The organism is Streptomyces sp. NPDC023157, from assembly GCF_055560575.1.
Genome location: NZ_JBVHIL010000006.1, coordinates 380,712 through 403,074 on the forward strand (window position 1 = coordinate 380,712; position 22,363 = coordinate 403,074).

Annotated in this window: 14 protein-coding genes; 10 read left to right on the plus strand and 4 right to left on the minus strand. The window is 71.2% G+C overall.

Features of this window, described 5'->3' with window-relative positions; all coding sequences use genetic code 11:
- Positions 1 to 136 precede the first annotated feature (136 nt).
- Together ACZ3ZE_RS23515 and ACZ3ZE_RS23520 are read left to right on the plus strand one after the other, a co-directional pair.
- Positions 137 to 1,168, plus strand: coding sequence for a NucA/NucB deoxyribonuclease domain-containing protein (locus ACZ3ZE_RS23515; protein WP_361176439.1), 1,032 nt, complete (start codon positions 137 to 139; stop codon positions 1,166 to 1,168).
- 264 nt (positions 1,169 to 1,432) lie between these two features.
- Positions 1,433 to 2,307 (plus strand): IS5 family transposase gene (locus tag ACZ3ZE_RS23520; protein WP_363290596.1). Its coding sequence is split into 2 segments (ribosomal slippage): positions 1,433 to 1,718 and positions 1,718 to 2,307, totalling 876 coding nucleotides; the frame shifts between segments, so codons are not numbered across the junction.
- Between the two features lie 9 nt (positions 2,308 to 2,316).
- On the opposite strand, the gene ACZ3ZE_RS23525 is transcribed toward ACZ3ZE_RS23520, so the two are convergent.
- Positions 2,317 to 2,700 (minus strand): hypothetical protein, encoded by a 384-nt coding sequence (locus ACZ3ZE_RS23525; RefSeq protein ID WP_363290595.1) that lies wholly within the window; start codon positions 2,698 to 2,700, stop codon positions 2,317 to 2,319.
- Between the two features lie 350 nt (positions 2,701 to 3,050).
- The gene (locus ACZ3ZE_RS23530) at positions 3,051 to 4,256 is read right to left on the minus strand and encodes an NADH:flavin oxidoreductase (RefSeq protein WP_361176437.1); all 1,206 of its coding nucleotides are present in this window, start codon (positions 4,254 to 4,256) and stop codon (positions 3,051 to 3,053) included.
- A 218-nt stretch (positions 4,257 to 4,474) separates the two neighbouring features.
- On the opposite strand from ACZ3ZE_RS23530, the gene ACZ3ZE_RS23535 reads away from it, so the two are divergent.
- Together ACZ3ZE_RS23535 and asnB are read left to right on the plus strand one after the other, a co-directional pair.
- On the plus strand, positions 4,475 to 4,921 hold the full coding sequence (locus ACZ3ZE_RS23535) for a TIGR03618 family F420-dependent PPOX class oxidoreductase (RefSeq protein WP_361630399.1): 447 nt from the start codon (positions 4,475 to 4,477) through the stop codon (positions 4,919 to 4,921).
- 773 nt (positions 4,922 to 5,694) lie between these two features.
- Complete coding sequence (gene asnB / locus ACZ3ZE_RS23540) at positions 5,695 to 7,536, plus strand: asparagine synthase (glutamine-hydrolyzing) (protein ID WP_467260549.1); 1,842 nt, start codon at positions 5,695 to 5,697, stop codon at positions 7,534 to 7,536.
- Between the two features lie 226 nt (positions 7,537 to 7,762).
- Here asnB and ACZ3ZE_RS23545 read toward each other — a convergent pair whose 3' ends face one another.
- Positions 7,763 to 8,632: an alpha/beta fold hydrolase gene (locus ACZ3ZE_RS23545; protein ID WP_361176557.1), complete on the minus strand. Its 870-nt coding sequence runs from the start codon at positions 8,630 to 8,632 to the stop codon at positions 7,763 to 7,765.
- Between the two features lie 361 nt (positions 8,633 to 8,993).
- Here ACZ3ZE_RS23545 and ACZ3ZE_RS23550 point away from each other — a divergent pair, with 361 nt between their 5' ends.
- From ACZ3ZE_RS23550 to ACZ3ZE_RS23575, 6 genes are all read left to right on the plus strand, one after another.
- Positions 8,994 to 10,916, plus strand: a complete 1,923-nt coding sequence (locus tag ACZ3ZE_RS23550; protein WP_361630405.1) for a choice-of-anchor A family protein — start codon at positions 8,994 to 8,996, stop codon at positions 10,914 to 10,916.
- A 428-nt stretch (positions 10,917 to 11,344) separates the two neighbouring features.
- The gene (gene surE / locus ACZ3ZE_RS23555) at positions 11,345 to 12,415 is read left to right on the plus strand and encodes a 5'/3'-nucleotidase SurE (protein WP_467260552.1); all 1,071 of its coding nucleotides are present in this window, start codon (positions 11,345 to 11,347) and stop codon (positions 12,413 to 12,415) included.
- 108 nt (positions 12,416 to 12,523) lie between these two features.
- Positions 12,524 to 13,243: a spermidine synthase family protein gene (locus ACZ3ZE_RS23560; protein ID WP_467260555.1), complete on the plus strand. Its 720-nt coding sequence runs from the start codon at positions 12,524 to 12,526 to the stop codon at positions 13,241 to 13,243.
- A gap of 60 nt (positions 13,244 to 13,303) precedes the next feature.
- Positions 13,304 to 14,041 (plus strand): response regulator transcription factor, encoded by a 738-nt coding sequence (locus ACZ3ZE_RS23565; RefSeq protein WP_361167008.1) that lies wholly within the window; start codon positions 13,304 to 13,306, stop codon positions 14,039 to 14,041.
- A 50-nt stretch (positions 14,042 to 14,091) separates the two neighbouring features.
- Positions 14,092 to 15,144: a HAMP domain-containing sensor histidine kinase gene (locus ACZ3ZE_RS23570; protein WP_361167708.1), complete on the plus strand. Its 1,053-nt coding sequence runs from the start codon at positions 14,092 to 14,094 to the stop codon at positions 15,142 to 15,144.
- 303 nt (positions 15,145 to 15,447) lie between these two features.
- Positions 15,448 to 19,230, plus strand: coding sequence for a multifunctional oxoglutarate decarboxylase/oxoglutarate dehydrogenase thiamine pyrophosphate-binding subunit/dihydrolipoyllysine-residue succinyltransferase subunit (locus tag ACZ3ZE_RS23575; protein WP_467260558.1), 3,783 nt, complete (start codon positions 15,448 to 15,450; stop codon positions 19,228 to 19,230).
- 80 nt (positions 19,231 to 19,310) lie between these two features.
- Here the strand turns inward: ACZ3ZE_RS23575 and fxsT are convergent, their stop codons facing one another.
- Positions 19,311 to 22,340 (minus strand): FxSxx-COOH system tetratricopeptide repeat protein, encoded by a 3,030-nt coding sequence (gene fxsT / locus ACZ3ZE_RS23580; RefSeq protein ID WP_361628207.1) that lies wholly within the window; start codon positions 22,338 to 22,340, stop codon positions 19,311 to 19,313.
- Positions 22,341 to 22,363 lie beyond the last annotated feature (23 nt).

Here is a 22,363-nt window from a genome sequence, read left to right on the forward strand (position 1 = left end):
ACCCGCCGCCACCGACGGCTGTCGACCGTCCGACACGCAGCTGAGGAAGGCGCGGTCGCTAGGGCAGGGAGTCGTCGTGTGCCACACCTCCGGGCCTCGGCCGGATGGAAGGAGCAAGGCTGCCTTGCGTCGCACGATGGCAGCCCTACGGACCGCGAAGGAAACCGCCGCGCCGACGGCACAGCTCACCCCTCAGCCCTTGCCGACGTGGTGCGCCGAGCCGGAACACATGGACGGCCAGTGGTGGTTCATGCGCCGAGACGCCTGCCTGGTCGACATCGGGAAGATGAACATCTTCGACACCCGCGGAACGTGGCGGGGCAGCATGGAGTACCACGACGTCAGGTACGTCTACAACCGGGGCGGGATCGACTCCGTGTACCAACTCTCCATCACTCCCTGGAAGTTCGAGGGAACAGGCTTTGCCGGGATGAACCTTCGGTTCACCCCCTCCTGCGGCAACTGCACGACGGTGGCCACCAGCACAGTCGATCCCGTGGTCAAGGACGTCATCATCACCAAGGAGATGGGACTGAGATCCACCCTCATCAACCGAGGCGACCGCGGCGACGCCACAGGGAACTTCCGCCTCGACTTCTCCGCTCCCGGCGAGGTCGCCGACATCGACGCCGAAGCAGGGTCGCTCCCGCTGCGTTGCGATCACGCGCTGCCCGGCAACAACACCACACCCGGCTGCGTCTTCGAGGGCTTCGACCCATGGCTGTCCCTGCACTACAACGACCCTGAGATCGGTTGGAACGCCCTCAACGTCGGTTGGGCCATCTACACCGGCCTGCCGAGTTTCCTGCAGCGGCTCCGCGACCCTTCGCAGTCCAAGGCCAACGGCGACCGCGCGTGCCCGTCAGGCACCTCCTACCCCAGGCCCACCGACTACGAGTGCGACGAGTACCCGTTCCGTTCCACCCAGCAGGGCGCCTCGACCAGCGGCACACCCTTCGCCCCGCGCACCTTCCCGCCGAACAACTGCCCGCTGACGGATACCTGGCCCAACACGCCCGTCATCACCACGTACATCGGCTCCGACGGCTGGGCGCGCTGCAACATCCCCAGGAGCCACAACCAGAAGGGAGGGGAACGCCTCGCCACCTTCTACCGGGACGAGCGCGTCCTGCCCGGCGACTGGTACCACGTCTCCACCGGCAATTGATGCTCCCACCACAACCGACATCGCGAAGGACGCACATGAATCCGGCCCGACGCCTGTACGCCCTGTTCGGCGCGACGGCTCTCACCCTCCCGGCACTGACGGCGACGGCCGGCCCGGTGGAAGCCGCGCGAACGAACGTCAGCCGCCCCTCCGCCCCGTGGTACGCCGGAGACATCGACTGCGGGAGGACCCGGTAGACAGCAGGGGGTACGCGGCTAGGCCGTGTATCGAAAGTGGATCTTGAGCTGTGAATGATCACGGTTCATGGGTCGGGGAGATCTCACGGGTGAGCAGTGGGCGGTGTTGGAGCCGCTGTTGCCGAAGGGTGCCAGGTCGGGGCGGCCACCCGTCTGGCCCCGGCGGCAGCTGATCGACGGCATACGGTTCAGAGTCCGGACTGGAGTTCTGTGGCGGGACATCCCCGCCGAATACGGACCTTGGAACCGGGTCTACGACCTGTTTCGCAGATGGCAACGGAATGGCACCTGGCACCGGATCCTCACCCGGCTCCAGTCCCTGGCCGACGCGAAGGGCGCGATCGTCTGGACCTGAGCGTCGACTCCACGGTGTGCCGCGCCCATCAGCACGCGGGCGGGGCTCGCAAGCAGGGCGACCAGCAGAAGGAGCCGCCGGGCGGCATCTTCACCGAGCCCCATGATCATGGGCTGGGACGGTCGCGCGGCGGGTTCACCACCAAACTGCATCTGGCCGTCGAGCAAGGCCAGAAGCCCATGTCGTTCGTGATCACGGCCGGGCAGCGCGGGGACTCACTGCAGTTCGAACCCGTACTTGCAAAGGTCCGCGTGCCTCGCATCGGACCAGGCCGACCACGTGTCCGCCCCAACCGGGTCCGCGCGGATAAGGCGTACGCCTCCCGCGCGAACCGTGCCTATCTGCGCCGCCGCGGGATCCGCTGCACCATCCCCGACAAGAACGACCAGGCGCGCAACCGCCAGAAGCTCGGCTCCCGCGGCGGCCGGCCTCCGTACTGCGACCCGGCCGACTACCGCGAGCGCCACGCGGTCGAGTGCGGGATCAACCGCCTCAAGAGGCACCGGGCTGTCGCCACGCGATATGACAAGCTCGCGGTCCGCTCCGAGGCAACCGTCCTCATCGCAGTCATCAACGAATGGCTGTGACCAGGGCCTTCAAGACTCATAAGGGCCGCCCCGGAAGTACATACTCCTGCGCGCTCGGGGACGGTCACCGCGCCCGTGCGCGGTATCGGAGCGGTCAGCCGGTGCCGTTCGTTTCGCCAGCCCCCGCAGCGTCTCCAGACCGGCCAGCACCTCCGCGCGATTGTCCGACACCTTCATCCACGCCGGCATCCGGGCGAACATCGACATCGTCGGCCGCACGCCGCCACGCTCTCGCAATCGCGCCCCGACGTAGGCGGACAGCTCGTCGACGTGTTCCTCGTTGTAGGCCCACAAGACGTGACCGGCGCAACGGGTCTGCAGCCACAGAGGCCGCTGGAAGAACGGGTCCTCACTACCGCCCAGCACCGCGCCGACCAGCCCAGCTCCCTGCACTTCAGGTTCCCAGTCGGCGACCGCACCGCATCCTTCACAAGCCAGACGACGCGGCTGGAACAGGAGCTCGCTGAAGTATCTGGGATCAGAAAGGCCAGGCCGGGGGATCACGAGAGCACGGCCCCCGCATCGCGGACAGACCACAAGCATCCGACCCGCAAACCGAGCCAACCAACCTCCTGGGTCAAAGTGGCGAGCAAGATCAGTACGCGGCTCGGAATCCATGACAGACACCATCGCAGGTCCGCGATACGAGCAGCTACCGGGTTCTCGAGCATGCCCCACAGGTCGCCACCAGCCACTTTCGATACACGGCCTAGGCGATGCCGGGCCCCGGGACCCGCCCGCAGTCAACGGCGGGCCGGGGGCTCCGGGTCCACGAGGACGCAGCGGGTGCCGGTGTAGATCGTCGGCATGCAACGGTTGCAGTGGACGCACAGGGACGTGCTGCTCGTTCCCGTCCGGTAGCGGTTGATCAGGTCGGGCTCGCGGAGCAGGGCGCGGCCCATGGCCACGAAGTCGAAGCCCTCGGCCATGGCGCGCTGCGCGGTGGCGAGGTCGGCGATCCCGCCGAGCAGGATCAGCGGGAGGTCCAGCGCGGCGCGGAACTGGCGGGCCGAGTCGAGCAGGTACGCCTCCTGGTACGGGTACTCGATCAGGAAGCGTCCGCCCAGCGCCAGGACGCCGAGGCGCTGGGGCTGGGGGAAGGTGGCCGCGAAGTCCCGGAGGGGTGCTCCGCCGCGGAAGAGGTACATCGGGTTGAGCAGGGAGCTGCCGGCGGTCAGCTCCAGGGCGTCGACCGTGCCGTCGTCCTGGAGCCAGCGGGCGAGCCGCAGGCTCTCGTCGAGCCAGATGCCGCCGGGGACGCCGTCGTCCATGTTCAGCTTCGCGGTGACGGCGACGCGGTCGCCGACGGCGTCGCGCACGGCGCGGGCGGCTTCCCGCGCGACCGTGGCGCGGTTGGCGAGGCTGCCGCCGTACCGGTCCCGGCGCCGGTTCAGCCGGGGGCTGAGGAACGCGCTCGCGAAGTAGTTGTGCCCCAGATGGATCTCCACGGCGTCGAAGCCGGAGGCGAGCGCGAGTCGGGCGGCCTCGCCGTGCGCCCGGACGATCCGCGCGATGTCGGCCTCGGTGGCGGCCCGGGTGGTCCGCATGCCGAGCGGGCTGAACCGGCGCGTCGGGGCGAGCGCCGGGAGCCGGTTGGAAGCGGCGTTCGCGACCGGCCCGGCGTGGCCGATCTGTGCCGACACCGCGGCCCCCTCGGAGTGCACGGCGTCCGTCAGCCGCCGCAGTCCCGGAACCGCTGCGGGCCGCATCCAGATCTGACGCCGCTCGGTGCGCCCCTCCGGGGCCACCGCCAGGTAGGCGACGGTCGTCATGCCCACCCCTCCGGCAGCGGGCCGGCGGTGGTAGTCGATCAACCGGTCGGTGACCAGTCCGTCCGGAGTGGCACCTTCGAACGTGGCCGCCTTGACGATCCGGTTACGCAAGGTCAGCGGGCCGAGTTTCGCCGGCGCGAGGACATCGGGGACGTCGCGAGGCACTGGAGTGACCATCGGTCAGGGATCCTTCCTGCGCGGACGGTGTGGCGACGGCACGTCGGTTCGAGTCCGCAGGAGAGCACAGTCTCCGTGCACTTTCAATCACGAGTGACCGATGGGTACGCGCACATCAGCCCCCTCATCGCCGTGCTCCGCCGCAGCGGCCGACCGCGGGTCGCTCGCGGTCTCCCGAGCCGTCCCCCTCGGCCGTCCGCGGTCGCTACCCTCGGGCCATGACCGCGACTTTCGACGCAGCCGTCAGCGCCCGGCTCACCGCCCCCAACATCTGGTACGTCGGCACGGTGTGCGCCGACGGCGCACCGCAGGTCAGCCCGATGTGGGTGGACCTGGAGGGCGACGCGGAGCTGACGTTCATCACGTCGGTGGGCCGGGTGAAGGAGGAGAACCTCCGCAACGACCCCCGGGTCTACCTCTCCCACGCGGACGCAGCCGATCCTTACGACCGGGTGCAGATCAGCGGCGTGGTGGCCCGCTTCATCGAGGGCGAGGAGGCACACGACCGGATGGACCGGATGGCCCACAAGTACCTGGGCGTCGACCGCTACCCGTGGATCATGCCGGGGGAGCAGCGGGTCGCCGTGATCGTACGGCCGCTCAAGGTGCGCCACATCGTCGGGGTGGAACGCTTCCGCCCCGGCGGACCCGTCCCCGCTCCCTGACACCTCCTCGCAGCCTGATGACCCGGAACCGGCGAGGGCCAGGACGAACGACCTCGCGGTCGGTCTCAGGCCGTCCGGGCGCAGGTGTTCCCGCGAGCAACCGCTCATCCAGGCCGGAGAACTCCTCCCGAACCTCACCGCGGACGCGCGACAGGCCAGCGTCGACCCCAGGGACGTGGCCGCCGTGGCCGTAGCCGCCCTGACCGACGCCGCCCACGACGACCGACGCATGACCTGACTGGCCGGCATCCACTGGGCCCGTGGCGGCGGCGCGGCCTACGTCTCCGACCACGTGAGCCGCGTACTCGGAAGGCAGGCGGGCACTTTCGAGCGGTGGGCGTACGAGCACCGGGAGGCGTTCCTGGAACCGTCGACCGTGCGGCCGTGACCCATCCCTCGTCGGCCGCTTCCGGCCTGGGCAGCCAGAACTCCTAGCCGGGACCGGACCGCGGGCGCGGGGAAGCGTGCCGGCCATCGCATCGCGGGCGGCGGCCGATGTGCGCCGCCGAACTGGCGAAGGCTTTACCCGTGGCGGAATCCATGCGAGCCGAACCACGGATACCGGCATCCGCTGGTATCGCGCACGCCAAGTGGGGCCGAAATGCATCGGGTTGGGGGACTCCGGGCTCCGACGGGAGTGTTGACCGTCGATCGGGGGGCGGCGCACACTCCGCATGCATGGCAGCTACAACTTGTTTGTGCGGGGGCCGCCCACCACGTACGCGAGACCGATCGGTCGGCGGCCCGGGCGCACCCGGAGCAGGAGGCACCCTATGTGCGGCATCACCGGCTGGATCTCCTTCGACCGCGACCTGGGCACCCAGTCCGCCGCGTTGGACGCGATGACGGAGACGATGGCGTGCCGGGGCCCCGACGCCCACGACACCTGGATCCAGGGCCCCGCGGCCCTCGGTCACCGCAGGCTGGCCATCATCGACCTCCCCGGCGGCCGTCAGCCGATGACCGTCGACACCCCGCAGGGCAGCGTCTGCCTCGTCTACTCGGGGGAGGCGTACAACTTCACCGAACTCCGCAGCGAACTGAGCGGCCGGGGGCACCGCTTCACGACCCGGTCCGACACCGAGGTGGTCCTGCGTGGCTACCTCGAATGGGGCGAACGGATCGCCGAACGGCTCAACGGGATGTACGCGTTCGCCGTCTGGGACGCGCGGCAGGACCGGCTGCTGATGATCCGGGACCGTATGGGAGTCAAGCCCCTCTACTACTACCCGACGTCCGACGGAGTCCTGTTCGGCTCCGAGCCCAAGGCGATCCTCGCCAACCCGCAGGCCACCGCCCGTGTCACCGCGGACGGCCTGCGCGAGCTCTTCACCATGGTCAAGACGCCCGGCCACGCGGTCTGGGACGGCATGGCGGAAGTCGAACCCGGCACCGTCGTCACCGTCGACCGGACGGGCGTACACCGGCAGGTCTACTGGGAGCTGGAGACCCGCCCGCACACCGATGACCGCGACACCACGATCGCCACCGTGCGCTCCCTCCTCGATGACATCGTGCGCCGGCAGCTCGTCGCCGACGTGCCCCGCTGCACGCTCCTCTCCGGCGGCCTCGACTCCTCCGCCATGACCGCACTTGCGGCCCGCCAACTCGGCGCGCACGGGGAGAAGGTCCGGAGCTTCGCCGTCGACTTCGTCGGTCGAACGGACAACTTCGTCGCCGACGAGCTGCGCGGCACACCCGACACCCCGTTCGTGCACGACGTGGCGCGCGCCGCGCACACGGAACACCAGGACATCGTGCTCGACCCCCAGGCCCTGGCCGACCCCGCGGTCCGCGCGAACATGATCCGGGCGCGCGACCTGCCCACCGGGTTCGGCGACATGGACGCCTCGCTGTACCTGCTCTTCCGCGCCATCCGGGAGCAGTCGACGGTCGCCCTGTCCGGGGAGTCCGCCGACGAGGTCTTCGGCGGCTACCAGCAGTTCTTCGACGAAGAGGCACGCCGCGGCGCGACCTTCCCCTGGCTGGTGCGCTTCGGACGCCACTTCGGCGACGACTCGGAGGTCCTGCGCCCCGAACTCCTCGGCACCCTCGACCTGGGCGGCTACGTCGCCGACAACTACCGCACCGCGACCGCCGGCATCAGCCGTCTCGACGGCGAGAGCGACCTCGAGTACCGGATGCGCCGCATCTCCCACCTCCACCTCACCCGCTTCGTCCGCGCCCTCCTCGACCGCAAGGACCGCGCGAGCATGGCCGTCGGCCTGGAGGTCCGCGTCCCGTTCTGCGACCACCGGCTCGTCGAGTACGTCTACAACACCCCCTGGGCGCTGAAGTCGTTCGACGGCAGGGAGAAGAGCCTGCTGCGCGAGGCGACCGCCGACCTGCTGCCCAGGTCCGTCTACGACAGGGTCAAGAGCCCCTACCCCTCCACCCAGGACCCCCGGTACGCCGCCGCCCTCCAGGACCAGGTCAAGGACCTCCTGACGCACCCCGCGCACCCGGTCTTCGCACTCGTCGACCCCGACCGCCTGCGCCGGCTGCTCCACCGCGACTCCCCGGTCAGCACACAGGCGGAGCGCCGTGGCCTGGAGCGCACGCTGGACCTGGCCCTGTGGATGGACCTGTACCGCCCGGAGATCCGGCCGAACTGATCCGCGGTCGCCGCGGGAGGAGCGGTCGCACGCCGGGCACCGACGTCGGTCCCGACGCTCTCCGCGCCCTCGGGGCCCTCGTCCGACGCGATCGAGTCGACGCGGCCGAAGGCCCGGTCGCGCACGGCCGGCCAGCCCACACCCCGCAGGGCCAGGTCGACGCCGAGGGACGCGCCGTGTTCGGGGCGCGGGCGATGTCGGCGGAATCGGCCCGGCCCCGGCCCCGTCAGGCGTCCGCGAGCGAAGCGCGCAGCGCCTCCGCGAACTCCGCCGGGGCGCCATGCTGTCCGTACTCGCCGCCGAGGAAGCCGCCGTGGTTGCTGGGGTAGACGGCGAGCGGGGTGCCGATGCCCTCGGCGACGGCCACGGCCGCCCGCGCGCAGAAGGTGCCCTCGGACTCCTTGCCCGCGGCGATGACGATCCGGGTCGACGCGGCCCGCAGGGCGGCGAAGTCGGGGACGTACGACGTGCAGCCGCGCATGTTCTGGCCGAGCAGGGGGTCGTCGCGGGTGCCGTCGTCCTCGGTGGGCAGGCCGAAGGCGTCGGGGGAGGGTGCGGGCTCCTCGGCCCAGGTTGCCGGGATCGGTCCCGTACGGCTGACCAGCGCGATGAACTTCGCCATCGCCACGCCCAAGCCCTCCCGCAGGTAGGTGCTGTGAATGTCCGCGCAGAGCGCCAGGGCGGCCTCGTGGTCCGGGAGGACAGGGGCGCTCGGCGGCTCGTGCGCGACGAGGGTGTGAACCAGGTCGGGGTGGGCGGCGACGAGCGCCAGGGCGTTGACGGCGCCGCCGCTGCTGGCGAAGACGTCGACGGGGCCGGCGTCGAGCACCTCGATGAGCCGGGCCAGGTCGTCGGCGTGCTCCTCAGGGAGGTTCTCGGGGGCGCCGTCGGTCCGCTCGCTGCGGCCGGCGCCGCGCGGGTCGTACGTCACGACGGTGCGGTCGGCGAAGTGTGAGGCGAGGGTGGTGAAGCCGGTGGCGTCCATGGGGGAGCCGATCAGCAGCAGGGGACGCGGGTCCGGTCCGGTGCCGGGGCGGACGTCGTAGTGGAGGGTCGCGCCGACGGTCTGCAGAGTGCGGGTGTCGGTCTCGGCCATGGTGTTCTCCTCGGTGGTGTGCCAGTCATAGGGGTAGACGTCCGGTCCGGTCTCCACTCATCGGTCCCGAGCGGATTGATTTCTCCGTCGTTCGACGACTCTCGAACGGATCACGGGGAGCCCGGGAGCCCAGGGAGGTCGGCCTCCATCTCGTCCCCTTACGCAGAGCTGTCGGCAAGATCGGGGTGAGGAGGAGCCCTGGCCGCTGGACGCCCCGCCCCACACGTCCTGGGCCCACGCCTCCTCCCCGTACTCCTTTCGGCCGCCACACTTCACGCCCCTCAGTGAGCGCGCTCCCTGAGCGGCCCAACCCCGAACCGCACGGATGGTGGTCCCGGACGCGCCGACCAAGACTCCGGACATGAGACTTCACACCGTGCGGCGCTCTTCGCGCCCGCCGAGGAGGGCCCTGTCGGCCGGACTCTCCTGCGCCGTCACCCTCGCCGCTGTCCCCGCGCTCCTCCTGGGCCCGGGCAGCCAGGCCGCGGTCGCCGCGCCCCTTCCCGGCGGGCTCGGCCCGTGCGTCCCCGGCAGCTGCCCCGATCCGTTCCCCGAGGTCGGCAACGGGGCCCTCGCGGGCCGTGACGCGGGCATCAACATCTTCGTGGGGAACGACTACCTCGTACGCGGCCGAGCGGCCGAGGCGGAGGGCCGTGTCGTCGTCCTCGACGACTTCGACCAGAACAAGGAGGCGACCGCCGGCGGCCTGTACAACCTGGGCATCGTCGGTGTCGGCTCCCGGGTCGTCCCGCCCAAGGACGCGGACTTCCTCACCACCGGCGGTGACATCACCATCGCCTCGGGCCAGCGTCTGGAGACGACAGGCGGCCTGCTCACCGAGACGGGGACCGTACGTCACGCGGGCACGGTCACCGGGAACGTCACCGGAACCCTCGTCCAGGACGCGAACGCCGCCGCGCCGTACACGGGCCTCCGCGACCAGCTCACCACGGCGAGCCGTTGCTACGCCCGGGTCGACGGGAAGCCGCGGCCGGCCACCGGCACGGCCGTCAACCAGAACTTCCAGACCCTCTTCACGGGCGACGGCGCCTCCGCGCTCCAGGTCTTCAACGTGGACTTCGACCTGACCTCCTCCAACGGCGGCCAGCAGGGCGTCGTCTTCGCCGGCATTCCCGCCGGAGCCACGATCCTGGTCAACCTCCTCGGCGCGAACCGCACCATCAACACGTACAGCGGCGCACTCGTCGACGCCACCGACCCGCTCAACGCCTACCGCGAGCGACTGCTGTGGAACTTCCCCGACGCCGGCACCGTCGGCCTGAACGGCACCGGACAGTTCCAGGGCAGCTTCCTCATGGGCGAGCAGTCCTCGATGACGACCGTGACCCTGCCCGGCATCAACGGCCGCTTCTTCACCACCGGATCGGTCACCCACACCAGCTCCGCCACGGGCGGCGGCGGCCAGGAGTTCCACGCCTACCCCTTCGACGGCGACCTGCCCGACTGCGGCACCACCCCGCCGCCGGTGAAGGGTGTCGTGAAGGTGGTGAAGACGGACGCGGCGACGGGTGCGGTGCTGCCCGGGGCGACGTTCCGACTCTGGGAGGAGACGAACGGTGTCGCCGGTCTGCAGACGACCGGCGCCGACCCCGACACGGCGGTGGGGGCGGAGTGCGTGACGGACGCGGTGGGCGTGTGTGCGCGCACGGTGGAGACGGGCACGTACTACTGGCAGGAGACGGACGCGCCCGACGGCTACGACCTGCCGTCGCCCGCGGTCTTCGGTCCGCTCGTCCTCACGAAGGAGAACGCGAGCGCCGGCGTCTCCGTCACGGCGACCAACAAGAAGTCCGTCATCCCGCAGGACAAGGGGAGCCTCACGCTCCTCAAGACCGACGCCGACACGAAGGCGCCGCTGCGCGGGGCCACGTTCGAGCTGTGGCGGGAGACCAACGGCCGCGACGGCCTCCAGGCCACCGGCACCGACCCGGACACCCGCGTCGGCACGGCCTGCACCACGAACGCGGGCGGTCGGTGCTCCTTCGGCCACCTGGAGCTGGGCACGTACTACCTCCGCGAGACCGGCGTCCCGAACGGGTACGTGCTTCCTGCCGACCCGGTCTCGGGCCCCTACGTCGTCAGCGCCGACCACACGGCTGTGATCGCGCGCCTGGACAACAGCCGGGAGAACACGCCCTGTGAGCCCACCGGTTACGGGGACGAGGGCTACGGCGACCAGGGTTACGGGGACCAGGGTTACGGGGACCAAGGCCACGCCGACCAGGGCTACGGCGCCTGCGCCTCACGCGCCCGTAAGGCCTGACCCGACGGAGCCGGGTCCGCCACGCCGCGGACGAACACCGGGGCGGGGGGGGGGGGCGCGGGGGGCGGGCGCCGCCCCCCCCCCCCCGGGGGGCGGGGGGGGGGGCCCCCCCCCGGGGGGGGCCCGCCCCCCCCCCCCGCCCCCCGCGGGGGGGGGGGGGGGGGGGGGGGCGGCCGGCCCCGCGCCCCCCCCCCCCCCCCCCCCCCCCCCCCCCCCCCCCCCCCCCCCCCCCCCCCCCCCCCCCCCCCCCCCCCCCCCCCCCCCCCCCCCCGCACCACAGACCACCGCACCACACCCACAGACCGCGGGGCTCCTGACGCTGCCCCGCGCCCGATCCGGGGCCCTCCCGTGGGGGGCAGGGCCCCGGATCGTTTTTTCCTCCCTGCATGCCATGTCCATGACACGGCACACCACCCGAAGGGACCCACATGCGCATCCGCACCGCCCTCACCGCCGCAGCCGCCACCCTCCTCACCGCCGGCGCCACCGCCTACGCCGCGACCCCCGCCACCCCCGCCGCCGCCGAGCACCGCCCCCTCGCCGGCCTCCGCGTCCTGATCTCCAACGACGACTCCATGCAGGCCGCCAAGGCGAGCAACTCCGACGGCCTCGGCCTCTACGAGCTGCGCCGCGCGATGTGCGCCGCCGGCGCGGACGTCGTCGTGATGGCCCCCTGGCAGGTCCAGTCGGGCAAGGGCACCGCCGTCACCAACGGCGGCATGGTCACCGCCCAGCGCCGCGCCGCCCTGCCGGCCGGCTACGAGGGCGACTGCGCGTCCGCCCCCTCCCGGGGCGCGGTCTTCGGCGTGTGTCTCGCCGCGGGCCCCTGCGGCAAGGACACCCCGAGCGCCACCCCGGCCGACACGGTGAAGCTGGCCCTGCGCGGCGGGCTGAGAGCGAAGGTGGGCTGGAAGGAGGCCCCGGACGTCGTCCTCACCGGCATCAACTCGGGCCCGAACGTCTCGGCCAGCGTCAACGACTCGGGTACGGTCGGCGCCGCCGTCGCCGCGATCGACCAGGGCGTGCCGGCCGTCGCGTTCTCCTCGTCCGGCGACGAGAGCAACCTGTTCTTCCCGCGCGAGAACTACCGCGCCCACGCGGAGTTCGGCGCCCGCCTCGTGGCCGGCCTCAGGGCGCGCGCCCTGCTGACCCCGGAGTTCGCGCTCAAGGTCGACTACCCGGACGTGAGCACCGGGCAGCGCGCGAAGCCCCCGGTGTGGACGCGGGTCGGCGACGGCGCGGTGGTCTACCACGCCTTCGAGCAGCAGGGCACGAGCGACTCCTTCGACATCGCGCTCGGCCTGTGCCCGGTGGACGGCACGGGCGAGGGCGAGTGCGCGGAGGGCCGCGAGGACGCGGACTCGATCTGGCTGCTCGACAAGGGCCACATCACGGTCGCCCCGGTCACCTGGGACCGCACGTACGGCACGCCGGTCGAGGCGCGGCGCACGCTGAACCGTATCGAACAGTACGTCAAGCACGACGCGCCCCGCTTCTGAGCACGTCGCACGGCAAACCCCGCACTCCGTAACGTGTTTGCCCCGGCCACCCACCCTCGGGAGGATGGCCGGTGCGAGCACCGCCGACGAGAACGGAGCGAGCCACCGATGAGCACCCCCGTCACCCCCAGCACCCCCGTCACTCCCGCCACTCCCGCCACTCCCGTAGTCATCGACCGCCGCGAGGGCCCGTACGGAGAAGTGGTCCTGCGCAGGAACGCCGACCGCTACGAGATCATCGCCAACGGCACCTTCCTGATGGACACGTCCGACGGGCGCTCGGAGCGCCTGCTGGTCGACGCGGCGATGGCGGCCCTCCCGGAGGAGGTGCGTGCGTCGGGCCCGGCCGTCCTCATCGGCGGCCTGGGGGTCGGTTTCTCGCTGGCCCACGCCGCCGCCGACCCCCGCTGGCGCAGGATCGCCGTGGCGGAGCGTGAGGAGGCGGTCATCGACTGGCACCGGGAGGGGCCCCTCGCGGCGATCTCCGGCCGGGCGCTGGCCGACGAACGGACCGTGATCCTGCACACGGACCTCCTGGCCTACCTCCGCACCTCCCCCGACACGTATGACGCCCTCTGCCTGGACATCGACAACGGACCGGACTGGACGGTCACCGAGGACAACGAATCCCTGTACTCCGCCCAGGGATTGGCGGCCTGCGCGGAGCGGCTCAGGCCCGGAGGAATCCTCGCCGTATGGTCCGCCCGGCCGTCCGTCGATTTCGAAGGGTCGTTGCGGAATGCCGGATTCAGCGGGGTACGCACCGAAGAGGTCCCCGTTGCCCGGGGCGTCCCCGACGCGGTCCACCTCGCCGTCCGGCCTGCGTAGCCGTGAGACCGCCGGTACCTCTAGGCTGCTGCACCGACATCAGCGACGCGAGGCGGGGCAATGGAGCAGACACACACCACTCACCACGGTGCGGCGGCCACTCCGGGGGCCCAGCGGCGCGTCCTTGTCGTCGAGGACGACTCGACGATCGTGGAGGCGATCGCCGCGCGGCTGCGGGCGGAGGGCTTCCTCGTGCAGACGGCGACGGACGGCCCCGCGGCCGTCGACGCGGCGGAGGCCTGGCAGCCGGACCTGATGGTCCTCGACGTGATGCTGCCCGGCTTCGACGGCCTGGAGGTCTGCCGCCGGGTCCAGGCCCAGCGTCCGGTCCCGGTCCTCATGCTCACGGCCCGTGACGACGAGACGGACATGCTGGTCGGTCTGGGCGTCGGCGCCGACGACTACATGACGAAGCCGTTCTCGATGCGCGAGCTCGCCGCCCGGGTGCACGTCCTGCTGCGCCGGGTGGAGCGCGCCGCGCTGGCGGCGGTCACCCCGCGCAGCGGCATCCTGCGGCTGGGCGAGCTGGAGATCGACCACGCGCAGCGCCGGGTCCGGGTCAGGACCGACGACGTGCACCTGACGCCGACCGAGTTCGACCTGCTGGTCTGCCTGGCGAACACGCCGCGCGCGGTGCTCTCCCGGGAGCAGCTCCTCGCGGAGGTGTGGGACTGGGCGGACGCCTCCGGCACCCGGACCGTGGACAGCCACATCAAGGCGCTGCGCCGGAAGATCGGAGCCGAGCGCATCCGTACGGTCCACGGGGTCGGCTACGCGCTGGAGACCCCGGCGCCGTGAACCGGCCGCGGCGGGACGCCGACGGCCGCCCCCGGCGGGAGCGGCACCGGATAGTGATCTCGATCAAGACCAAGCTGGGTGCGCTGGTGGTCGGGGCCGTCCTGCTGACCTCGTGCCTGGCGCTGGTGGCGATCCGCACCTCGACCGAGTTCCGCTACATCACGATCTTCGCGATGATCGCGACGCTGTTGATCACCCAGTTCGTGGCGCAGTCGCTGACGGCGCCGCTGGACGAGATGAACACGGTGGCCGGTTCGATCTCGCGGGGTGACTTCAGCCGCCGGGTGCGGGGCGCGGACCGCCGTGACGAGCTGGGCGACCTGGCGTCGACGATCAACCGCATGGCGGACGATCTGGAGGCGGTGGACCGGCACCGCAAGGAGCTGGTGGCGAACGTCTCGCACGAGCTGCGCACCCCGATCGCGGCGCTCCGCGCGGTGCTGGAGAACGTGGTGGACGGGGTCTCGGAGGCCGATCCGGAGACGATGCGGACGGCCCTGAAGCAGACCGAGCGGCTCGGCCGGCTGGTGGAGACGCTGCTCGACCTGTCGCGGCTCGACAACGGTGTCGTGGCGCTCAGGACGCGCCGTTTCGAGGTCTGGCCTTATCTCTCCGGGGTGCTGCGGGAGGCGAACCTGGCGGCCTCCCAGCGCGGTCTGACCACCAGCTCGGGGCTGCACAACCGGACGGACGTGCATCTGCACCTGGACGTGTCGCCGCCGGAGCTGACCGCGCTGGCGGACGCCGAGCGGCTGCACCAGGTGATGGCGAACCTGATCGACAACGCGGTGAAGCACTCGCCGCCGCACGGGCGCGTCACGGTACGGGCCCGGCGCGGGCCGTTCCCGGACTCCCTGGAGCTGGAGGTCGAGGACGAGGGCCCGGGCATTCCGGAGGCGGAGCGGCACAAGGTCTTCGAGCGTTTCAACCGGGGCACGGTCCCGGCCCAGCAGGGCCCGGGCAGCGACGGCGGCACGGGTCTCGGCCTCGCGATCGCGCGTTGGGCGGTGGATCTGCACGGCGGCCACATCGGTGTGGCCGAATCGTCACGTGGATGCCGCATCAGGCTCACCCTTCCGGGCAGCCTTCGCTCGCGGGATTGACGTAGGGTTCGAACCGGAAGCAGACGTTCTGCGTGTACGTGTACGAGCACTCGTACGAGAGACCCGCGTGACGTGGTCAGGAACAGGACAGGGATGCGCCCACAGGGGGCGGCACCCGCACTTTCCCCTACCCGTACGAGGGCAGAACCACGCTTGTTTCCCGCCATTCATGGCACCGAAACACCCCGTCAAGTGTGACTTGCGCGACGTTGGAGTGCCCGGCCTGCACCTCCCGGCCAGGGAGGCGTAGCCTTTATTTCCGCTGTCCATCACCTTGTGAAGCGGAAGAGGGCGGTTACCGCCGTGTCGTCTCAGTCCCCCAGTACCCCGAGCTCCCCGACCGACCAAGACGGGCAGGGAAAGTCCCCTGCCGCCGCCTTCGGTGCCAATGAGTGGCTCGTCGACGAGATCTACCAGCAGTACCTCCAGGACCCGAATTCGGTCGATCGTGCCTGGTGGGACTTCTTCGCCGACTACAAGCCCGGCGCCGCGGAGACCCCCGCTGCCCCGGCCGCCACCACGCCGAGCGCCCCCACCGCGCCCGTGGCGACGCAGACGGGCCCCGCACAGGCCGCGCCTGCCGTCACTCCGGCCGCCACGGTGCCCGCCCCGGCCCCGGCTCCCGTGAAGCCCGCTCCGGCGGCGCCCGCGCCGGCCGCGAAGCCCGCCGCCGCGGCTCCGGCCCCGGTCAAGGCCAAGGAGGCCACCGAGGCCCCCGCCGGCCCCGAGCTGGTCACCCTGCGTGGCCCCGCCGCCGCGGTCGCGAAGAACATGAACGCCTCGCTGGAGATGCCGACGGCCACGTCCGTCCGCGCCGTTCCGGTGAAGCTGCTGTTCGACAACCGCATCGTCATCAACAACCACCTGAAGCGCGCCCGGGGCGGGAAGATCTCCTTCACCCACCTCATCGGCTACGCCATGGTGCAGGCCATCAAGGCCATGCCGACGATGAACCACTCCTTCGCGGAGAAGGACGGCAAGCCGACCCTGGTCAAGCCGGAGCACGTGAACTTCGGCCTCGCGATCGACCTGGTGAAGCCCAACGGCGACCGCCAGCTCGTCGTCGCCGGCATCAAGAAGGCCGAGACCCTGAACTTCTTCGAGTTCTGGCAGGCCTACGAGGACATCGTCAAGCGCGCCCGCGTCGGCAAGCTGACGATGGACGACTTCACCGGCGTCACGGTCTCCCTGACCAACCCCGGCGGCCTCGGCACCGTCCACTCCGTGCCGCGTCTGATGCCCGGACAGTCGGTCATCATGGGCGTCGGCTCGATGGACTACCCGGCCGAGTTCCAGGGCACCTCCCAGGACACCCTGAACAAGCTGGGCATCTCGAAGGTCATGACCCTGACCTCGACCTACGACCACCGGGTCATCCAGGGTGCCGCCTCCGGCGAGTTCCTGCGGATCGTCGCCAACCTCCTCCTCGGCGAGGACGGCTTCTACGACGACGTCTTCAAGTCGCTGCGCATCCCCTACGAGCCGGTCCGCTGGTTCCGGGACATCGACGCCTCGCACGACGACGACGTCACCAAGGCCGCGCGCGTCTTCGAGCTGATCCACTCCTACCGGGTCCGCGGCCACGTCATGGCCGACACCGACCCGCTGGAGTACAAGCAGCGCAAGCACCCCGACCTGGACATCACCGAGCACGGCCTCACCCTGTGGGACCTGGAGCGCGAGTTCGCGGTCGGCGGCTTCGCCGGCAAGTCGATGATGAAGCTCCGCGACATCCTCGGCGTGCTCCGCGACTCGTACTGCCGCACCACCGGCGTCGAGTTCATGCACATCCAGGACCCGAAGCAGCGCAAGTGGATCCAGGACCGCGTGGAGCGCCCGCACGCCCGTGTGGAGCGCGAGGAGCAGCTGCGGATCCTGCGCCGGCTGAACGCGGCGGAGGCCTTCGAGACCTTCCTGCAGACCAAGTACGTCGGCCAGAAGCGCTTCTCCCTGGAGGGCGGCGAGTCCGTCATCCCGCTGCTCGACGCGGTCATCGACTCGGCGGCGGAGTCCCGCCTCGACGAGGTCGTCATCGGCATGGCCCACCGCGGCCGCCTGAACGTCCTGGCGAACATCGTCGGCAAGTCGTACGCGCAGATCTTCCGCGAGTTCGAGGGCAACCTCGACCCGAAGTCGATGCACGGCTCCGGCGACGTGAAGTACCACCTGGGCGCCCAGGGCACCTTCACCGGTCTCGACGGCGAGCAGATCACGGTCTCCCTGGCCGCCAACCCCTCGCACCTGGAGGCGGTCGACCCGGTCCTGGAAGGCATCGTCCGCGCCAAGCAGGACGTCATCAACAAGGGCGGCACGGACTTCACCGTCCTGCCGGTCGCCCTGCACGGTGACGCGGCCTTCGCGGGCCAGGGCGTCGTGGCCGAGACGCTGAACATGTCGCAGCTGCGCGGCTACCGCACCGGCGGCACGGTCCACATCGTCATCAACAACCAGGTCGGCTTCACCGCCGCCCCGGAGTCCTCGCGTTCCTCGATGTACGCGACCGACGTGGCCCGCATGATCGAGGCGCCGATCTTCCACGTGAACGGCGACGACCCGGAGGCCGTGGTCCGCGTCGCGCGGCTCGCCTTCGAGTTCCGCCAGACGTTCAACAAGGACGTCGTGATCGACCTCATCTGCTACCGCCGCCGCGGTCACAACGAGGGCGACAACCCGCAGTTCACCAACCCGCAGATGTACACCCTGATCGACAAGAAGCGCTCGGTGCGCAAGCTGTACACCGAGTCCCTGATCGGTCGCGGCGACATCACCCTGGAAGAGGCGGAGCAGGCGCTCCAGGACTTCCAGGGCCAGCTGGAGAAGGTCTTCGCGGAGGTCCGCGAGGCCACCTCGGCCCCGGCGGCCCCGCAGGTCCCGGACGCCAAGCCCGAGTTCCCGGTCGCCGTGACCACCGCGGTCTCCGCGGAGGTCGTGAAGCGGATCGCCGAGTCGCAGGTGAGCATCCCGGAGCGGGTCACGGTCCACCCGCGCCTGATGCCGCAGATGCAGCGCCGTGCCGCCTCCATCGACGACGGCACCATCGACTGGGGCTTCGGCGAGACCCTCGCCATCGGCTCCCTGCTGATGGAGGGCACCCCGGTCCGCCTGTCGGGCCAGGACTCCCGCCGCGGCACCTTCGGCCAGCGCCACGCGGTCCTGGTGGACCAGGAGACCGGCGAGGACTACACCCCGCTGCTCTACCTGGCCGAGGACCAGGCCCACTACAACGTCTACGACTCGCTGCTCAGCGAGTACGCGGCGATGGGCTTCGAGTACGGCTACTCGCTGGCCCGCCCGGACTCCCTGGTCGTCTGGGAGGCCCAGTTCGGTGACTTCGTCAACGGCGCGCAGACCGTCGTCGACGAGTTCATCTCCTCGGCCGAGCAGAAGTGGGGCCAGACCTCCGGCGTCACCCTGCTCCTGCCGCACGGCTACGAGGGCCAGGGCCCGGACCACTCGTCCGCGCGCCCGGAGCGCTTCCTCCAGATGTGCGCCCAGGACAACATGACGGTCGCCATGCCGACGCTGCCGTCGAACTACTTCCACCTCCTGCGCTGGCAGGTGCACAACCCGCACCACAAGCCGCTCATCGTCTTCACCCCGAAGTCGATGCTGCGTCTGAAGGCCGCGGCGTCCAAGGTGGAGGAGTTCACCACCGGCGGCTTCCGCCCGGTGATCGGCGACAGCACGGTCAACCCGGCCGACGTCCGCAAGGTCGTCTTCTGCGCGGGCAAGGTCTACTACGACCTGGAGGCCGAGCGTCAGAAGCGCGGCGACACGGAGACCGCGATCATCCGTCTGGAGCGCCTGTACCCGCTGCCGGGTGCCGAGCTCCAGGCCGAGATCGCCAAGTACCCGAACGCGGCGAAGTACATCTGGGCCCAGGAGGAGCCGGCGAACCAGGGTGCCTGGCCGTTCATCGCGCTCAACCTGATCGACCACCTCGACCTGGCGGTCGGCGCGGACATCCCGGCGGGCGAGCGCCTGCGCCGGATCTCCCGCCCGCACTCCTCGTCCCCGGCGGTCGGCTCGGCCAAGCGCCACCAGGCCGAGCAGGCGCAGCTGGTCGCGGAGGTCTTCGACGCCTGAGTCGAGTCCCCGGCACCACGGAGGCCCGGCACCCCACTCGGGGTGCCGGGCCTCCGGCGTTTCCGCGTACGGTACGGGGCTCAGCCCAGGTTGGCCTCGAAGTCCCAGTACGGCCGGTTGCGCTGACGCGCCGACAGCGTGTGCGGGTGCTGGGCGCCCAGCGTCCGGGTGAGCGTGAGCAGCGCGTCCTCCTCCAGCTTCCCCGCCTCCTCGGTCTCCCGCAGCCCCCGCAGATCGGTCGCGAGCGCCACCTGGCAGGACAGCGTGAGCGGGTGCTCGTTGCCGAGGACGTGGCGGGCCCTGCGCAGGGTCTCCCGGCTGAGCTCGGCGGCGTCGCTCACCCGCCCGTTGAAGTTGCGGGCGGCGGTGGTGTTGAGGGCGCACCCGATGACCCACGGGTGGTCCGCCCCCAGGGAGGCGGTGAGTCCGGCGAGCGCCCCTTCCAGGATCGCCAGGGCGTCGGCGCGCTCGCCGGCGGCCTGGAGGACGAGCGCGGTGTTGGCGAAGACGCCGGTGGCGACGGGGTGGGCGGGTCCGAGCAGGGCGCGATAGCCGGCCTCGGCCTCGTGGATGAGCTCCCTCGCGTGGTCCAGGTCGCCGTGCTCGCGGAGGTAGTTGGCGTAGTTGTTGATGGAGGACAGGGTCGTGTAGTGCCCTCGGCCGTGCACCTGCTCCATCTGTTCGAGCAGGCTGGCCATGGTCGCCCCGAGGTCCTGCTGGAAGCCGCCCTCCCGGCGGCGGCACAGGGCGAGCTGGGCGCGCGCGTACAGGGTGTTCAGGTGCTGGGGGCCGAGGACCTGGACGTGGAAGCGGACGTTGGCCTCCTGCCGGGCCAGCGCCTCGCGGTAGTTGCCGAGCAGGCGCAGGTCCTGGGCGACGGCGTTGCTGGTGTTGAGGGTGTGGGAGTGCCGGGTGCCGAGGACGCTCTCGCTGCGGGCGAAGGAGGCGACGTCCTGCTCGTACGCCTCCTTGAAGCGTCCGAGCATGCGCAGGACGACGCCCATGTTGTGCCCGGCGACCAGGGTGAGGAACTCGTTCTCGCCGAGCAGCCGCTGGGCCTCCGCGAAGCACTCGCGCTGGATGCGTTCCGACTCCTGGTACTGGCCGAGGAAGCGCAGGTCGCTGGCGATGGAGATGGCGGACCTGAGGGAGCCGAGCTCGTCCGGCGGCGTGGCCTCTTCGAGGCGGTCACGGACGGCGAGGTCGAGGTCGTACGCCTCGCGGAAGCGTCCGAAGGCACGCAGGATGTAGCTCTCCTGCGTGGTGAGTTCCAGCATTTCCGGGCTGACCGGGTCCATGAAGGTGGACCAGCTCTCCCTGATCTTCTCGGAGAGCCGGATGCCGGCCCGGAACTCGGCGCTGCGGAAGCAGTAGCGCAGGCAGTTGAGGACTGCGGTCTGGACGCGCGGGTTGCGGCTGGCGAGGGCGCCGGAGGGCTCCAGGTGGGGCAGGAGTTCGGCGTACCGGGGCCAGTGGCGGCTGTCCATGGGGTTGCCGGGGTCGGCCTCGGCGAGCAGCGTGCGGACGGCCTTGCGGTGCGCCTCGCGGTGTTCGCCGTCGGTGAGCCGGGCGACGATGTCGTGGACGAGCCGGTGCATGTGCACGGACTCCTGGTGCGGCCCCATGTCGACGTTGCCCACCGGGCCGCGTGCCTCGCGGCTCAGCACCGAGTAGTTGACCAGGGTGTCCAGGGCGCGGTTCCAGGCGGGCAGGTCGGTGACCATCCAGCGCAGGTCCTCGGGGAGTTCCGCCTGGGGGTAGGCCCGGACGATGCCGAGGGGGATGCGCCCGGGGGCGAAGGACGCGCAGAGGCTGAGCACGTCGATGGCCTGCGGCTGGGCGCGTCGGAGCCGGTTGATCAGTATCGACCAGGAGGTGAGGGACGCGTTGGGGAAGCCGTCGCCGGCGGTCGGTTCGTCCACGGTGGACAGCCGCCCGTCGCGGACCATCCGCAGGTACTCGGGCACCTCCATGCCGGACTCGCCGAGCCAGGCGGCGGCCTGGACGAGCGGCAGGGGGACGTCGCCGAACTCGGCGGCCACGTCGTCGGCCTCGGGCGCGGTGATGTGCGGGGCGCGCCGCATCAGGTAGCCGGTGGACTCGGCGCGGTCGAAGCTGGGGACTTCGAGGATGTCGGTGTGGTCGCCCCAGCCGCGGTTGCGGGAGGTGATGAGGACGTGGCCGGGGCCCTGCGGCAGCAGCACGCCGGCGCCGTCGGTGTCGTCCCAGCCGTCGAAGACGACGAGCCACCGGGTGTGCGGGTCGCCCCGGCGCAGGGCCTCGCGGACGGCGCGGATGCGTTCGCCGGGCTCGTTGCCGGTGGCGAGGCCGAGTTCGGTGGCGAGCTCGCCGAAGCGGTCGCGCTGCACGTTGCGGTCGTCGGAGTTGACCCACCACACGACGTCGTAGTCGGGGCTGAAGCGGTGGGCGTACTCGGCGGCGATCTGGGTCTTGCCGATGCCGGACATGCCGAGCAGGGTGCAGGCGGCCTTGCCGCGCTCGGCGTCCATGAGCCGTTCCTGGAGCTCGGTGAGGAGGTCGTCGCGGCCGGTGAAGCGGGGGTTGCGGCGCGGGATCTCGCCCCAGATCTCGGGCGGGGTCTCCGGGTAGCGCACCAGGGCGGAGGTCGGGATGCGGCGGCCCGTCGACCGGCGGGGTTCGATGCCGAGCCTGCTGAGCAGCCGCGCCTCGGCCTCCTCCTCGCCGACGCCCCAGAGGCTGACGGGTTCGAGGACGGCGGTGGCCGGGAGGAGGGTGCGGTTGGTGAGGTTGACGGCGGCGAACCGCTCGGCCCGTTCCATGACGAAGCCGCGCAGGACCTCGTTCCACTCGCCGGCGGGGCGGGGGCCGAGCTGGAAGAACCAGTCGTCGAGGACGAGTAGCACCGTCCCCCTGGCCAGCAGCAGATCGCTGAGGGAGTCGACCAGCGAGGTCTCGCGCGGCGGGTCCCACCGCTGGAGGGTCGCGCGCACCCCGTGGGCTTCGAGCCGCTGGTTGATCCAGGTCGCCCAGGGCCGGTTGTAGCCGGGGAAGACCACGAGGACGTGTCCCGGCGCCGCTCTTCCTCCGTGCTCCGCCGCCGCGTCGCCACCCGACCGCTGTTCCGCCATCTGTACGTCTCCCGTCCCGCTCC

What these genes read in the sequence shown, in the direction of transcription:
- fxsT (WP_361628207.1), bottom strand. Translation starts at nt 22,340, where the DNA reads ATGGCGGAACAGCGGTCGGGTGGCGACGCGGCGGCGGAGCACGGAGGA.
- ACZ3ZE_RS23550 (WP_361630405.1), top strand. Translation starts at nt 8,994, where the DNA reads ATGAGACTTCACACCGTGCGGCGCTCTTCGCGCCCGCCGAGGAGGGCC.
- ACZ3ZE_RS23535 (WP_361630399.1), top strand. Translation starts at nt 4,475, where the DNA reads ATGACCGCGACTTTCGACGCAGCCGTCAGCGCCCGGCTCACCGCCCCC.
- ACZ3ZE_RS23530 (WP_361176437.1), bottom strand. Translation starts at nt 4,256, where the DNA reads ATGGTCACTCCAGTGCCTCGCGACGTCCCCGATGTCCTCGCGCCGGCG.
- ACZ3ZE_RS23565 (WP_361167008.1), top strand. Translation starts at nt 13,304, where the DNA reads ATGGAGCAGACACACACCACTCACCACGGTGCGGCGGCCACTCCGGGG.
- ACZ3ZE_RS23560 (WP_467260555.1), top strand. Translation starts at nt 12,524, where the DNA reads ATGAGCACCCCCGTCACCCCCAGCACCCCCGTCACTCCCGCCACTCCC.
- ACZ3ZE_RS23515 (WP_361176439.1), top strand. Translation starts at nt 137, where the DNA reads ATGGCAGCCCTACGGACCGCGAAGGAAACCGCCGCGCCGACGGCACAG.
- surE (WP_467260552.1), top strand. Translation starts at nt 11,345, where the DNA reads ATGCGCATCCGCACCGCCCTCACCGCCGCAGCCGCCACCCTCCTCACC.
- ACZ3ZE_RS23545 (WP_361176557.1), bottom strand. Translation starts at nt 8,632, where the DNA reads ATGGCCGAGACCGACACCCGCACTCTGCAGACCGTCGGCGCGACCCTC.
- asnB (WP_467260549.1), top strand. Translation starts at nt 5,695, where the DNA reads ATGTGCGGCATCACCGGCTGGATCTCCTTCGACCGCGACCTGGGCACC.